Here is a 13429-nt window from a genome sequence, read left to right as displayed (position 1 = left end):
TAATGCAAGAGTGGGTAGGAGGACAGGTCATGAACAAAGAAGATCAGATCCTAACGGGTGTCAGGGACCTATATAATAAGATGGTTTGGCTTAACAAAGATAAGATGGAAGCAAGTCTTAAGGGTTATACATCTTCCGAAGTACATTGTATTGAATACATTGAAAAAAATGTAGATTCCAACGTAACAAAACTTGCGGAGTCCTTTTTTATGACTCGCGGTGCTATAAGTAAATTAACTAAGAAACTCATAGAAAAAGGCCTGATCGAAAGCTACCAGAAGTCGGATAACAAAAAAGAAATCTATTTTAGGCTTACTGAGCAAGGAAAAGTAATTTATAAAATCCATGAGAACCTTCACAAAGAGTTTCAAGAGCGGGATAAAGCCGTCTTTGCGCAGATAACCGAGGAACAATTTGATAGTATGCTTAGTTTCGTGGAAAAGTATAGTAGTCATTTGGATGCGGAAATAAAGAAACAGGGTAAAGATATTAAATCGGAATAAAATTTGAATAATGAAAATGAAACCACATGCAGTCGTGCTCTATGGAGAACGGCTGCATTTTTATTGTTATTATTTTGTTGACAAGGAAACAAAATGGCGATACGATAAACATGTTTCCTAGGAATCAAAACAGTGACTTTAAGGAGTGAACATAAATGTCCATATTTAAATCACACAATGAACAGAACACAGGACAATCCGTAGATAAACACGCATTAATATTCGGTCTTATCTCTGTGTTTCTTTGCGGAATAGGCTTTAGTATCATAATGCCTGTCGTCCCATTCTTAGTGCAGCCTTATACTAGCAGTCCGGGAGAACAAGCAATAGTTGTTACGATGCTGACCTCGGTATATGCAGTCTGTGTATTTTTTGCAGCCCCCGTACTTGGAGCTTTGAGCGACAAATATGGCCGGCGTCCATTACTCTTAGTATGCCTGTTGGGTTCCGCCGTCGGGTACTTGGTTTTTGGCATAGGAGGAGCTCTATGGGTACTATTTGCTGGACGTATAATCGAAGGGATAACAGGCGGGAGCATAAGCACGATCTTTGCATATTTTGCAGACATCATTCCTTCACAGCAGAGAACCAAATACTTCGGATGGGTGAGTGCAGTTGTAGGTGTTGGCACCGTCATTGGCCCAACGATTGGCGGATTACTTGCTAAGTTTGGTTATTCTGTTCCCTTGTATTTTGGAGCAATCATAACTTTATTAAATGTTGTTTATGGATTCTTTTTTATGCCAGAGAGCCTTGCCAAGAAGAATAGACTGAAGGAGATTACCTTTGTAAGACTGAATCCATTTTCACAGCTTGCAAACTTACTTTCCATGAAAAACTTAAATAGGCTGCTAGTCTCAGCGTTTTTACTCTGGATTCCTAACGGATCTTTACAGGCAGTATTTTCTCAATTTACGATGGATACTTTCAGCTGGAAGCCTGCACTAATCGGACTTATGTTTTCGATTATGGGTCTCCAAGACATCATTTCACAAGGTTTGATCATGCCAAAGCTGTTGAAGAAGCTTAGTGATAAACGTATAGCAATTCTTGGAATGGCTTCGGAAATTATCGGTTACAGTTTTATTGCGTTATCTGCGTTGTTCTCATTCTATCCTCTTTTTATCGCTGGAATGTTTATATTTGGCTTTGGGGATTCGATTTTTGGGCCTTCATTTAACGGGATGCTTTCCAAATCTGTCGATTCTAGTGAACAAGGTAGGATTCAAGGAGGTAGCCAATCTATTCAGGCTTTAGCAAGAATGATTGGGCCTATCATTGGAGGTCAGATTTATGTATCACTAGGCCATGCCGCACCCGCATTTATGGGGATGATCCTTATAGCAGCAGCCATACTCGTTTTGTATAAGCGTCCGGATGTAATTATGTAAACTACCTACGTTTAAGAACATATAAAAATAGGGTTTCAGAACTCTGGGACAAGTTCTGAAACCCTATTTGTCATAGTTATTGTTTGTTTTTGGAATCTTTATTGATAACCCGTGCAGGACGAGTTACCCAGTTCGTACGATTCATCGGCTTAACTGTATCAATTCTGGCATTTGACGGTTCACTTGAAGCTTCAGTCGCTTCTGTTTCAGTAGATGTTGTAACTTCTTGATCCACGCTTTTTTTTCTTGATAGTCCTGTTCCATCATGCTTGCCTCGGTTCCATACTCTTCCCTTACTCATACATACACTCCATTTCTATACGCTTATTCATAAACCATATCATATTAGGACAAGTTAAGGAAGAAAGACATAAGCACAAATTGAAGGATTTTTCAAGTTATATTGGTTACTGGAGATTTCATTTGGCGATAGCTATAATAGTACTGATATTGAAAGGAGAGTACTTATATTATGGCAATCAAGATCATAACAGATAGCGGTTCTGACCTACCCCTTGACTACATGGAGAAGTATAATGTTTCCGTGGTCCATCTACCGGTTCATTTTGGGCATGAGTTAATGCCTGCGGATACGGATACGAAAACCTTTTATGCTAAAATGAGTGAATCCAAGGAGCTACCTACTACGGCAAGTCCAAGTCCAAACCAATTCCTTGAGACATTCAGGCAAGTAGAGGAAGGTACTGACATTATGGTCATTTGTATGTCCTCTAATATTAGTAGCACTTATCAGACGGCTATGATCGCTATGGAAATGTACCAAGAAGAAGGACACACCAATGCGATAGAGGTTATAGATTCCAAGACCTTTTCTGGCGGGTTGTCGCTGATCGTGGGCCTTGCGGCGAAGTGGTCACAGACTTGTTCAAGTCTGCAGGAACTGAAGGACAAGGTGCTTCAGCAAATGGATGAAGTTCGCGCATATTTTACACTGGATACACTTGAGAATGTAATGAAGGGCGGACGTCTAAGCCGTATATCAGGAGCGGTTGCTTCCGTGCTAAATATCAAACTACTGCTTAAAATCAGCGAAGAGGGTACTGTTGAGGTAGTGGAGAAGACCCGGGGTCTTCCAAAGGCATTAAACCGACTGCTTGCGCATTTGGATGAGAAGCAGCATGACTACGAGAAGGCTGTTATCGCTATAGTACACAGTAACTGTGAGAAGCTTGCACTTGAGATCAAAGAACGCATCTTACAAAAGCACCCGTTCAAAGAAGTTTTACTCTCAAGTATGGGACCTGTAATGGGAACCTATGCGGGTGAAGGTGGAATTGGTGTTGCTTTTTAATAGGACTCCGAGGGCGTTTATATTTGCCAGCAGGTGTTCAGATTTCTGGAATTATACGATCGTACATGGGACGAGTTCCTGTGTGCGATTTTTATTTAAATACAAGAATTTGATGGATGTAATAATTTAGCTATTCTTTAGATTGCGTTTAGGTGGGTTTAATAATCGAAGATTATAGTTAGATGGGGTGATTACTGTGTATACAATTCTAATCGCAGATGATGAAGCAGAAATTGTGGAATTGTTGAGATTATATTTAGAGAAAGAGTACAACATTGTGGAAGCGAACAGTGGGACTGAAGCGTTAATGCAAGTGCAGAACCAAAAAATTGATTTAGCGATTCTTGATATTATGATGCCTGGTCTAGATGGACTGCAATTATTGAAGAAAATTCGTGAGTTCCATCATTTCCCGGTGTTGTTTTTATCTGCAAAAAGCGAACATTACGACAAAATACTGGGACTTGAACTCGGTGCCGACGATTATATTTCTAAACCGTTTAATCCATTGGAAATTGTAGCTCGTGCAGGAGCTTTACTGCGGCGGGTACATCATTTTGACGCACAGATTATTGAAGAAAAGGCAGCTGAACAAATTGTGTTGGGAGAATTGAGGCTGGATCAAAGCCAGTGTCTGCTCTATCGTTCAGGAGAACCCGTCGTTCTTACTTCTACTGAGTACAAAATTCTGGAATTAATGATGAAACAACCGGGTCGGGTCTTTACACGAAAAAAAATATATGAGGCGGTATGGGAAGATTTCTATGTGTACGAGGATAATAGTATCATGGTACATATCAGTAATATCCGGGAAAAGATCGAGGAAGATTCCAAAAAGCCGGTTTATTTAAAGACTATTAGAGGGCTGGGATACAAAATTGAAGCGCCTATGGAGCAATAGAGATCAACGACCTTTACAATCATCGCTGACGCTGGATTTTTTGTTATTCATCTGCATTTTGTTTTTTCTTGTGATTGTTTATTATTTGTTCATTAACCTTGATGTGACCCATATGTTCGAAAAAAATAAAATCGCTGATCCTGATTTGAAGGTTGAAGCGAGTGCCTATCGAGATAATCTGGAGCATGGGATAGAAACCAAACGGCTTCTGCGTAGCGGTGGGTGGATTGAGATCTTGGGTCAAGACAAGAAGGTCATCGACGTAGTTGGTGAGAAGAAAGACGATGTAACACAATATACCGACAACCAGCTCTTAAATAACCTGGAAAACGGAGAAGATCAGGCGTACTTCTACTCGTTGACTACACGTAATAATGAGAATGAATCAGAGTGGCTGCTTTTGAAAATCCCTAGAGAAGTTATCGACATTTCAATTAATAGTGATCCATTAGTTGAATACTTCAACCACTCGCTTTCATACTATGTTTTTTTAGGAGTTGGAATGGTTCTCTTGCTTATTATCGTGTACAGCTATTGGGTGGCACGAAGAATCAGGAAGCCGCTGCGTATTATTACGCTTGGTTTGAAGCAGATGATTGAAGGAAATTATGATACTCGTATCTCGCTATATGCAGAGAAAGAATTTTCGCAAATTGGGGAGACTTTTAATTATATGGCGGACGTAATCGAGAAGACAACGAAAGAAAAACGTCAAGCAGAAGAAAGTAAGAAACGCATGATGGTTGATCTTTCTCATGATCTGAAGACACCCATTACGAGTATACAGGGGTTTGCACAGGCGTTGGTTGAAGGCCGTGGTGAGGACGAAGAACGCCAGAAACGGTATTTAACCTATATCTATAATAAATCCTCGCAAGTGACCAAGCTGATTCAAAATATGGTGGAGCTACTTAAAATAGATTCCCCAGATTTTTTACTACGAATGGAGCGTCATGAATTGGGCGAGTTTATTCGTGAAATCGTTGCAGACTCCTATGGTGAGATTGAACAAAAGAACTTCATCCTGCAGCTGAATGTTCCTGAACAGGAAGTGTTCGCAAGCTTCGATGCGGAGCTACTCTCGAGTGTAGTTCATAATTTGATCTCCAATGCTTTGACCTATAATCCGCCAGGCACTCATCTACGAGTGGAGGTTATCCCCTCGGAGAGCGAGGTTACTATTGAAATTGCAGATACCGGAGTAGGCATTCCTGAAGAGCTTTGGTCAACGCTTTTTGATCCGTTTGTTCGAGGAGATAAAGCGCGGTCAACTACAGGTGGAACGGGTCTTGGTTTATCCATTGCTATGAAAAATACAGAGAAGATGGGTGGAACGCTTCATCTCAGTCGCGGAAAGAAGGAACCAACGGTATTCACTATACGTATTCCCAAATAACGAGATGAAAGACACCCGAAAATAGAAGATAGGAGAGAACTATGGCTAAACTGAACACATTTATTCGAGTTTGTATAGCGATCCTTTTGGTGTTAGGCATCGTATTTTTAGGCTCACAAGTTAATTTTATTTTCAGTCCAATCTTGTCTTTGTTTAATGTTATTATCGTGCCCTTAATGTTGGCAGGATTTTTCTATTATTTACTCCGACCTCTAATCAATACTTTGGAGAGATATAAACTAAATCGCTCTGTTGCGATCATCATCGTATATGTGGTCATTGCATTGCTCTTGTTTGGTTTTAGTATTGGAGTATGGCCTTCACTTCGAACACAGCTAATTAATTTTGTCGATAATATGCCAAATCTGATCGCAGCCGTGAATCAGCAGTTATTGAGGCTCGAGGACAGTGGATTCTTGGCTTCTATTATCCCAGCAGATATGGATCTTGCTTCCCAATTGACTGAATATTTGAATAAAGGATTTAATCTGATTTCGAACTACGTAACGGGACTATTCTCCTTTGTTTCAAATTTCGCGATTATTTTATTTACCTTTCCTATTATGTTGTTTTACATGCTTAAGGAAGGTGGGAAATTTGGTCGTAAGATTGTAAGTTTCTTTCCAAAGAAGTATCGTGGAGAAGGGACTACAATGATGAGTGAAATTGACAGTGCGTTAAGTGGATTCATTGTTGGTCGGGTATTAGTCAATCTGGCACTTGGTGTTCTGATGTATATTGGTTTCCTTATTATTGGACTACAGTATGCATTGTTGTTGACAGTGATTGCTGTTGTGATGAATTTTGTACCTTTCATTGGTGCAATTCTCTCCAGTATCCCAATTTTCATTATCGGATTCATCCAATCGCCGTCCATTGCAGTATGGTCCATCATCATCGTTCTTGTAGCGCAGCAAATTCAGGATAATCTGATTGCTCCCTACATTTTTGGGAAAAAGCTTGATATTCATCCGCTGACAACGATCATCTTAGTGTTGGTTGGTGGAGATATAGGCGGGATTATTGCGATATTGCTGATTATTCCATTGTATATGATTGTGAAAATCCTCTTGACCAAAGTGTATAATTTGTTTGTTAAGAACCACAGGGCAGAGTCAGAGGTAGAAGTAGAGGTAGAGGAGAGCCTTTAATATCTCTTAAATTAGCAAATATGGAGGTTGTTTATATGAATGAAGGAACGGAGCAAGGATTAATTCATATCTCAGATGATGTAGTCACATCGATCGTTGGACAGGTGGTTCTGGAAACGCCAGGTATTGCCGGGATGTCAGGAAGTAATATTTCGGACAACTGGGCCAAACGTTTGGGCGGTAAAAATGTGAAAAAAGGATTGTCTGTAGAAGTGAAGGAAGTAGACGTTGCCATCGACCTGCGGGTTATTGTTAATTACGGATGTGTGATTCAAGAGGTCTGTTATATGCTGCAAAAAAATGTGCGTAATGCTGTGGAGAATATGATGGGCTTGTCCCTTGTTTCGGTAAATGTGAAAGTTGAGAAGGTAGCCCTTCCAGTATAAGGATATCTCTCAAATAGGCACCGTGATATAGGCTTCTGCATAGAATGGAGCAAATCCATTTACGGAGGTCAGAGCATCCATGTCGACATATAACACTGGGCAAGAGCAGAATGTGATTTATCAGGCCGATCCTACGGTGATCCGGCACCTGCACGGTGTCCGTGATTCCTTGCATCAATCTTGCAAGCCCTACCTAAACCATAGGGTGAATGTACAGACTTTAGATGGCTTAGTGCATGAAGGCACTATTGCCGGAGTAGATAATAAACATTTGTATTTGAACGTTGCAGTAAATGGGCAAATGCCACGCGGATATTATAACCCTTACCAACCGTATCATCCGGGTCATGGTCATGGTCCGTATCCCGGCCCGGGTCCTTACCCAGGTCCTCCTAATAATAATGTGATCTTGCCGCTTGTGTTGTTCGAACTGCTTGCTATTTCTTTACTCTAAAGTTGAATTCTATTGAATAAGAGCATGTACTGGTTTTGCGATCGTACGTTGACGCGACTAGTCATGTTCTTTTTTTGTGTAATTGATGTGTACTCTTGATATAATTGCTGTAATACTGGAGGTGTCATATGATTAAATATCCGATTTTGAACAAGAATGCGACAATAGGGGTAACAGCACCTTCATCTGGAGTAGGCGCTCAAAATGCAGAGTTAATTAAGCTTACTTCAAGCCGTTTAGAGTCTAAAGGATTTAATATGATTTGTGGGGATACGGTATGGACGCAAGAGAAAGCCAAATCCGCACCGGCCAAAGTTCGTGCTCAGGAGTTTAACGAGATGATGGGCAGTGAGCATATTGATATCCTTATTCCGCCTTGGGGCGGAGAGTTATTAATTGAGGTTCTTGAATTTATTGATTTTGATACCATGAAGGACAAATGGATCTTAGGTTATTCAGATATTAGCGTGCTGTTGCTTGCAGTTACTTTAAGAACAGGGATTGCCACGGCCCACGGAACTAACCTTGTTGATTTAAGAGGAGAGTATTCAGATGATACCACAGCCATGTGGGAAGCGGTTCTAGAGACGAAAGCAGGGGGTTCTATTGTCCAGCATTCATCGCTTAAATATCAGGGGGAATGGCAACATGATGCTCCTACGCCTTATGTATTTCACTTGACAGAAGATACCCGTTGGAAGACAGTATCCTCTGGTCCTGTAACTATGAAAGGGCGTCTGCTAGGGGGCTGTATAGATGTAATTAGGCATCTGATTGGCACACCATTTGGCAATCTGCAGCATTTCCAAGAACAAATGATTAACAATGAACCGATCCTATGGTATTTGGAAAACTGCGAACTGAATACGGTTGATGTACGTAGGTCATTAGTTCAGATGAAGCTCGCAGGTTGGTTTGAGAATTGTTCTGGCATTATGTTTGGCAGAAGTCCTGCTAATCGACCAGTAGAGAATTACACGGCCGAAGACATCTACGCAGAGCTTTCTGAGGAGCTCCAGGTACCTATTGTGTATGATATCGATTGTGGTCATATTCCACCGCAAATTACGCTGATTAACGGTGCGTACGCTGAAGTTGATGTGACGGACGGAGTAGGAACGGTAAAGCAATTTTTCTATGAATAGATGCATACAAAAAAAAGGGACAACCATTTGGGTTGTCCCTTTTACTATTAGTTTCCTGTATTTACAATTGCAGTGATTTCCTCGTCCAGGTCTAGCCTTACATCTTCGCGGTATGCACGAATGCCATATTCGCTAAGCATGTAACGTAGAATCGCCTCGATCATGTTGGACTCAACTAAATATTGACTACGTCCCTGTACCCAAACCTCAGCAGAGTATCCGGTGTCTTCTTCCCAGCTCAGTTCTACTTGAACATCTTCAGGGCGAACCGCTTTACGTTCAGCCATGTGTAGGCAGAGGGCATTGATGATCTCATCCATGCTTAGAACCATTGTTGACATTAGTAACGCCCACCTTGATCTTCTAAGCGACGACGTTCTTTTCTGCGACGGAAGAAGGACATCACGAGCATTACGAGCACATAGATAGCAAGCATATTAATGACGAATCCTAGAATGTTACCGAAGGCACCCATACCGGCGAACATTCCGCCGAACAGTAACCCAGCCAAACCACCGATCATCATACCTTTCATTAAGCCACCACCGCTGAAGAATCCCCGTTTCGTATTCGCAGTAGATCCTGCTGTGGAGCTTTTAGTGCTATCGCTTTTTCTTACGTTATCGGTTGTTGATTTTTTTGGAGTTGTTGAATAGCTGCGAGTGCCGGATTTAAAACCGCCACCACCTCGCTTCGCATCCACAAAGTTCGGGGTAGCTACGGCGAAAAATAGAGTAAAGGCCATTACAATCATCATTACGCGTTTCATTGGTTTCATTTAGTACGAAAACCCTCCTGTGAGTATGAATTTGTGTGCATGTTCAGTATTACGCAGCTAGTCCTACTAGGTTTCAATTTTTATTTAAAATATAAGAAAGTATATGCTTGTCATAATTTATACTTTTTTAATCAGAAAAAAAGCGTGGATCCAGGATCCACGCAATTAGCAGATAGAAGGTAGTTACTTAAATCATTTATACCCATCAACGACAAGCTCAAGCGCTCCGGTAGCCGGATCGATGATCATGCCATGCACTGGTACATTTGGGGGTAGTAATGGATGCTTATTGATCAGATTCACAGTTTGGGATACCCCTTCTTGGATATTGTCAAACCCGCGTAACCACTTGGTAAGCTTGATCCCGGAATTCTCCAGCGTGTTTAGCACCTCTTCGGATACTCCGCGTTCTTTTATGGAATTGATCATATGATCTGCATTGAGGGAAGCCATACCGCATTCATAGTGCCCAACAACGATAACTTCCTCCGCGTCAAGTTCATATAACGCAACCATGACACTACGCATAACACTACCAAAGGGCTGAGAAATAACCGCTCCGGCATTTTTGATGATTTTGACATCACCGTTCTTAAAATTCATCGCTTTTGGTAATAGTTCAACCAGACGGGTATCCATACAAGTGATAATCAACATTTTTTTATCTGGATAGCGGCTTGTTAAATACGCTTCATACTCTTTATTCTCTACAAAACTCTTATTAAAGTTAATAATATCGGATACATGGCTCATGGCTATTCTTCCTCCCTAAAATCACTGAATTGTACTTACATTACGCATATCTCTTACCAGGATATTTTTTCCGTAAATCTGTGAATCACTGTCTAGCTTAAAGGAAGAGAATCTTTCCTCGGCATCCAGACGCATCTTGTCCTCATAAAAGATTTCCTGCTGACGGCTTACGATAAAGGGAAGGGAATCACTTTCCATCCTGGAATCGCCGTCCTCCACTTCTGAAACAATCAGTAATACATTAATTCCGTCACACCCGCAGCCTTCCGTATCATAAAAGAGCTTGAAAAATCCTGGCCGATCTTCAAGCCTTTCCTTCAACTTCCTTTCTGCGAGAGGTGTAACTTGAATCATCATAGCCTGTTCACGCTCCTTTGAATTTTGTGCGAAGCAAGATCTGCTTCTTATGTAACCCATTGAATATTTTAAATTAGAGATGTAATCTCTGAAGTTGATTATACTCATTCAAAAAAGTATCATCAAGAGGAGTCGGCAAAACAGAGAAAGCAGGTGTAATAAAATGGAACAGCAAGTGAAGGAACAGTGGGAGAAATTTAGCGAGTTATTATCAAAAATAAGTGGATATTCAGAGGCCATAGAATTACTTCACTGGGATTTACGCACCGGTGCGCCACGTAAGGGAGTAGAGGTTCGTTCGGGTACGATTGGGATGCTGAGTGGAGAACTGTTCAGACTCGGAATTTCGGAGGAAATGGGAGATTTTACAACATTTTTTACCCGTCCTGAAGTGATTTCCCAGCTATCACATGATCAGAAGAAGATCGTTACCGATTGCCGTAAAGAATATGAGCGCAGCAAGAGCATCCCTTCCAAAAGATTTGAGGAGTACGCTGTCCTGTCCGCACATTCCCAAACCATCTGGGAAGAAGCCAAGGAGAATGATGATTTCGCTACTTTTGAACCTTACTTAAGCAAGATAGTTGCTCTAAAGCAAGAATTTATCGATTATTGGGGTGTAAAAGGAACGCGGTACGATACGCTTCTTGATATGTATGAGCCTGATCTTACGGTAGAAAAAGTGGATGGAGTATTCAGCCGCCTGCGCAGCCGTTTGGTGCCATTGGTAGAAGCTATCGCTGCTTCGCCCAATAAACCAGACACAAGCTTCTTACAGCAGATCTTCCCTAAAGAACAGCAGGAAAAGTTCGGCAACTTTATTTTAGAGCAAATGGGCTACGATTTTGACGCAGGTCGTTTAGATGAGAGTGTGCATCCTTTTGCAACAGGATTGAATCCAGGCGACGTTCGTATTACAACCGCTTATCTGCTTGATAATGTGACTAGTGCCATATTCAGCTCACTACATGAAGGTGGACATGCGCTTTATGAGCAAAATATCAGCAAGGATTTTGTTGGAACACCACTGGCACAAGGTGCATCGATGGGGATTCATGAATCTCAGTCGAGACTATGGGAGAACATGATCGGACGCAGCCGGGCTTTCTGGCAACGTTATTACGGGGATCTTCAACAACAATTCCCGGAACAGCTTGCAAATGTGGAGTTGGAAGATTTCTACCGGGCGATCAACAGCGTGGAGAACTCATTTATCCGCATCGAAGCAGATGAGCTTACATACAATCTGCACATTATCGTGCGTTATGAGATCGAGAAGCTTATTTTTAATGAAGGCCTTTCTGTAAAAGACTTGCCTCAAGTATGGAATGCTAAGTATCAAGAGTATCTGGGTATTACTCCGCCTTCTAACGCACTTGGTGTGCTGCAAGATGTCCATTGGTCTGGCGGGGATTTCGGATACTTTGCTTCCTACTCCTTAGGTAATATGTACGCTGCACAGATTCTGAATACACTTCGCAAAGAGTTACCGGAGTTTGATGAGTTAATTGCTGCAGGGAACCTACTACCTATTAAAGAGTGGCTAACCGATAAGATCTATCGTTTCGGCAATAGCTTAACGCCTTCACAAATTATTGAGCAAGTAACGGGGGAACCACTGAGTCCAGATTATTTAGCTGATTATTTAGAAGCGAAGTATACGGAGATTTACAAACTGTAATCCAGTAGGGTACGCGTGGTATAATAGAAAGAAAGCTTAGACGGAAGGATATGGATATGGCAAATACTCACACCTACAGCCGGAGAGAAGAAGTCGCGAATGCGATTACGCACGGGATTGGAACGGTATTAAGCGTGGCTGCACTTGTTCTGCTTGTTGTTTTTGCAAGTCTGAAAGGAACGACATGGCATGTGGTCAGCTTCTCCATCTATGGAACAACAATGCTGCTTCTGTATCTGAATTCAACACTAGTGCATAGTCTCAAAGAGGGTAAGGCGAAGGATTTGTTCGAATTTTTCGATCATTCCGCTATTTATCTGTTTATTGCTGGCACGTATACCCCCTTTTTGTTAGTCGCCATTCGGGGAACGCTTGGATGGAGTTTGTTCGGAGTTATTTGGGGAATCGCAGTGTTCGGTGTTTTCTTCAAGGCATTTTTTGTTAAAAAGTTTCTGTTCATGTCCACCATATTCTACATCGCAATGGGCTGGCTGATTGTAATCGCTTGGAACCCTCTTTCGGCTGTTGTAGCAGACGGAGGAATGATCCTGCTGATGGCTGGAGGTATACTCTATACATTAGGTACTGTTTTTTATGTATGGAGAGGGTTTCCATACCATCATGCGATTTGGCATGTATTTGTCCTTGCGGGTAGTGTCACACACTTCTTCGCCGTATTGATTTATGTACTGCCGATCCAATAATTTCAAGCGTATTTATTGCGTGAAAAAGGGATTTTTAATAAAGAAAGAGATGACAAGCAAAAATGCTTGACATCTCTCTTTCTTTTAGGTATCATAAGGGACGTTGTGAAGGTGTAAAGTGTTTTTCCTTGACGAAGGGAGTGCCCTTAATGAGTCAGGAGAATAGGCTCGAGAAAACGAATCGTATCAATCTGCTTTTTGCCTTTTATGAACGACTGCTTACAGATAAGCAGCAAACGTTTCTTAAATATTATTTTCACGACGATTTTTCCTTGGGAGAGATTGCCGCTGAATTTGAAATCAGCCGCCAAGCCGTTTATGAACATATTAAACGGGCGGAGCAAGTCCTAGAAAATTATGAAGAAAAACTTGGTTTATTAGTGAAGCATGAGAGTCGTACCAAATATTTAGAAGAACTGCGCAGACTGCCGGCGAATGGGATGCTGCCTGAGCAATATAAACTTCGGTTCGCGGAGATCGTGGATCGCTTGCAGAGGTTAGAGTAGCATGAAGGGAG

17 protein-coding genes are annotated in these 13429 nt (G+C 41.5%); 12 read left to right on the top strand and 5 right to left on the bottom strand.

The window, feature by feature from the left end; all coding sequences use genetic code 11:
- The first annotated feature begins 29 nt into the window (after positions 1-29).
- A complete protein-coding gene (locus H70737_RS18575; protein ID WP_042189499.1) occupies positions 30-503 on the top strand; it encodes a MarR family transcriptional regulator in 474 nt (157 codons plus the stop codon).
- Between the two features lie 155 nt (positions 504-658).
- The gene (locus tag H70737_RS18570; protein ID WP_042189497.1) at positions 659-1894 is read left to right on the top strand and encodes an MFS transporter; all 1236 of its coding nucleotides are present in this window, start codon (positions 659-661) and stop codon (positions 1892-1894) included.
- Between the two features lie 76 nt (positions 1895-1970).
- Here H70737_RS18570 and H70737_RS18565 read toward each other — a convergent pair whose 3' ends face one another.
- Complete coding sequence (locus tag H70737_RS18565; protein ID WP_042189495.1) at positions 1971-2195, bottom strand: hypothetical protein; 225 nt, start codon at positions 2193-2195, stop codon at positions 1971-1973.
- Positions 2196-2366: 171 nt separating this feature from the next.
- Between H70737_RS18565 and H70737_RS18560 the strand changes: the two genes are divergently transcribed.
- The 7 genes from H70737_RS18560 (at position 2367) to H70737_RS18530 (ending at position 8639) form a co-directional block, all read left to right on the top strand.
- Positions 2367-3206, top strand: a complete 840-nt coding sequence (locus tag H70737_RS18560; protein ID WP_042189493.1) for a DegV family protein — start codon at positions 2367-2369, stop codon at positions 3204-3206.
- 196 nt (positions 3207-3402) lie between these two features.
- Positions 3403-4107 carry a response regulator transcription factor gene (locus H70737_RS18555; RefSeq protein WP_042189491.1) on the top strand — a complete coding sequence of 235 codons (705 nt, stop codon included), beginning with the start codon at positions 3403-3405 and terminating at the stop codon, positions 4105-4107.
- Positions 4085-5503: a sensor histidine kinase gene (locus H70737_RS18550; RefSeq protein ID WP_042189489.1), complete on the top strand. Its 1419-nt coding sequence runs from the start codon at positions 4085-4087 to the stop codon at positions 5501-5503. Before H70737_RS18555 ends, H70737_RS18550 begins: the two co-directional genes overlap by 23 nt.
- A 41-nt stretch (positions 5504-5544) precedes the next feature.
- On the top strand, positions 5545-6654 hold the full coding sequence (locus H70737_RS18545) for an AI-2E family transporter (protein ID WP_042189487.1): 1110 nt from the start codon (positions 5545-5547) through the stop codon (positions 6652-6654).
- A 35-nt stretch (positions 6655-6689) separates the two neighbouring features.
- The gene (locus H70737_RS18540) at positions 6690-7040 is read left to right on the top strand and encodes an Asp23/Gls24 family envelope stress response protein (protein ID WP_042129003.1); all 351 of its coding nucleotides are present in this window, start codon (positions 6690-6692) and stop codon (positions 7038-7040) included.
- Positions 7041-7119: 79 nt separating this feature from the next.
- Positions 7120-7494 (top strand): hypothetical protein, encoded by a 375-nt coding sequence (locus H70737_RS18535; RefSeq protein WP_042189486.1) that lies wholly within the window; start codon positions 7120-7122, stop codon positions 7492-7494.
- 128 nt (positions 7495-7622) lie between these two features.
- The gene (locus tag H70737_RS18530; RefSeq protein WP_042189483.1) at positions 7623-8639 is read left to right on the top strand and encodes a S66 family peptidase; all 1017 of its coding nucleotides are present in this window, start codon (positions 7623-7625) and stop codon (positions 8637-8639) included.
- Positions 8640-8686: 47 nt separating this feature from the next.
- Here the strand turns inward: H70737_RS18530 and H70737_RS18525 are convergent, their stop codons facing one another.
- The 4 genes from H70737_RS18525 to H70737_RS18510 form a co-directional block, all read right to left on the bottom strand.
- Positions 8687-8971, bottom strand: coding sequence for a YxcD family protein (locus tag H70737_RS18525; protein WP_042194153.1), 285 nt, complete (start codon positions 8969-8971; stop codon positions 8687-8689).
- 8 nt (positions 8972-8979) lie between these two features.
- A complete protein-coding gene (locus H70737_RS18520) occupies positions 8980-9408 on the bottom strand; it encodes a membrane protein (RefSeq protein ID WP_042194151.1) in 429 nt (142 codons plus the stop codon).
- A gap of 201 nt (positions 9409-9609) precedes the next feature.
- Positions 9610-10170: a beta-class carbonic anhydrase gene (locus H70737_RS18515; protein WP_042189481.1), complete on the bottom strand. Its 561-nt coding sequence runs from the start codon at positions 10168-10170 to the stop codon at positions 9610-9612.
- A 21-nt stretch (positions 10171-10191) separates the two neighbouring features.
- Positions 10192-10527 (bottom strand): iron-sulfur cluster biosynthesis family protein, encoded by a 336-nt coding sequence (locus H70737_RS18510; RefSeq protein WP_042189479.1) that lies wholly within the window; start codon positions 10525-10527, stop codon positions 10192-10194.
- Positions 10528-10690: 163 nt separating this feature from the next.
- On the opposite strand from H70737_RS18510, the gene H70737_RS18505 reads away from it, so the two are divergent.
- The 3 genes from H70737_RS18505 (at position 10691) to ylxM (ending at position 13418) form a co-directional block, all read left to right on the top strand.
- On the top strand, positions 10691-12208 hold the full coding sequence (locus tag H70737_RS18505) for a carboxypeptidase M32 (protein ID WP_042189477.1): 1518 nt from the start codon (positions 10691-10693) through the stop codon (positions 12206-12208).
- Positions 12209-12264: 56 nt separating this feature from the next.
- The gene (gene trhA / locus H70737_RS18500; RefSeq protein WP_042189474.1) at positions 12265-12912 is read left to right on the top strand and encodes a PAQR family membrane homeostasis protein TrhA; all 648 of its coding nucleotides are present in this window, start codon (positions 12265-12267) and stop codon (positions 12910-12912) included.
- A 149-nt stretch (positions 12913-13061) separates the two neighbouring features.
- Complete coding sequence (ylxM, locus tag H70737_RS18495; protein WP_042189472.1) at positions 13062-13418, top strand: YlxM family DNA-binding protein; 357 nt, start codon at positions 13062-13064, stop codon at positions 13416-13418.
- The last annotated feature ends 11 nt before the right edge of the window (positions 13419-13429 follow it).

The sequence above is a fragment of the Paenibacillus sp. FSL H7-0737 genome, from assembly GCF_000758545.1.
GTDB lineage: Bacteria > Bacillota > Bacilli > Paenibacillales > Paenibacillaceae > Paenibacillus_AQ.
Note: the sequence above shows the minus strand (reverse complement) of the source record. Positions and strands in the feature narration are given on the sequence as shown.

Bases quoted from the DNA above. Each gene is read 5' to 3' on its own strand.
- H70737_RS18575 (WP_042189499.1), top strand. From the start codon at position 30: ATGAACAAAGAAGATCAGATCCTAACGGGTGTCAGGGACCTATATAAT.
- H70737_RS18570 (WP_042189497.1), top strand. From the start codon at position 659: ATGTCCATATTTAAATCACACAATGAACAGAACACAGGACAATCCGTA.
- H70737_RS18565 (WP_042189495.1), bottom strand. From the start codon at position 2,195: ATGAGTAAGGGAAGAGTATGGAACCGAGGCAAGCATGATGGAACAGGA.
- H70737_RS18560 (WP_042189493.1), top strand. From the start codon at position 2,367: ATGGCAATCAAGATCATAACAGATAGCGGTTCTGACCTACCCCTTGAC.
- H70737_RS18545 (WP_042189487.1), top strand. From the start codon at position 5,545: ATGGCTAAACTGAACACATTTATTCGAGTTTGTATAGCGATCCTTTTG.
- H70737_RS18540 (WP_042129003.1), top strand. From the start codon at position 6,690: ATGAATGAAGGAACGGAGCAAGGATTAATTCATATCTCAGATGATGTA.
- H70737_RS18535 (WP_042189486.1), top strand. From the start codon at position 7,120: ATGTCGACATATAACACTGGGCAAGAGCAGAATGTGATTTATCAGGCC.
- H70737_RS18530 (WP_042189483.1), top strand. From the start codon at position 7,623: ATGATTAAATATCCGATTTTGAACAAGAATGCGACAATAGGGGTAACA.
- H70737_RS18525 (WP_042194153.1), bottom strand. From the start codon at position 8,971: ATGGTTCTAAGCATGGATGAGATCATCAATGCCCTCTGCCTACACATG.
- H70737_RS18520 (WP_042194151.1), bottom strand. From the start codon at position 9,408: ATGAAACGCGTAATGATGATTGTAATGGCCTTTACTCTATTTTTCGCC.
- H70737_RS18515 (WP_042189481.1), bottom strand. From the start codon at position 10,170: ATGAGCCATGTATCCGATATTATTAACTTTAATAAGAGTTTTGTAGAG.
- H70737_RS18510 (WP_042189479.1), bottom strand. From the start codon at position 10,527: ATGATGATTCAAGTTACACCTCTCGCAGAAAGGAAGTTGAAGGAAAGG.
- H70737_RS18505 (WP_042189477.1), top strand. From the start codon at position 10,691: ATGGAACAGCAAGTGAAGGAACAGTGGGAGAAATTTAGCGAGTTATTA.
- trhA (WP_042189474.1), top strand. From the start codon at position 12,265: ATGGCAAATACTCACACCTACAGCCGGAGAGAAGAAGTCGCGAATGCG.
- ylxM (WP_042189472.1), top strand. From the start codon at position 13,062: ATGAGTCAGGAGAATAGGCTCGAGAAAACGAATCGTATCAATCTGCTT.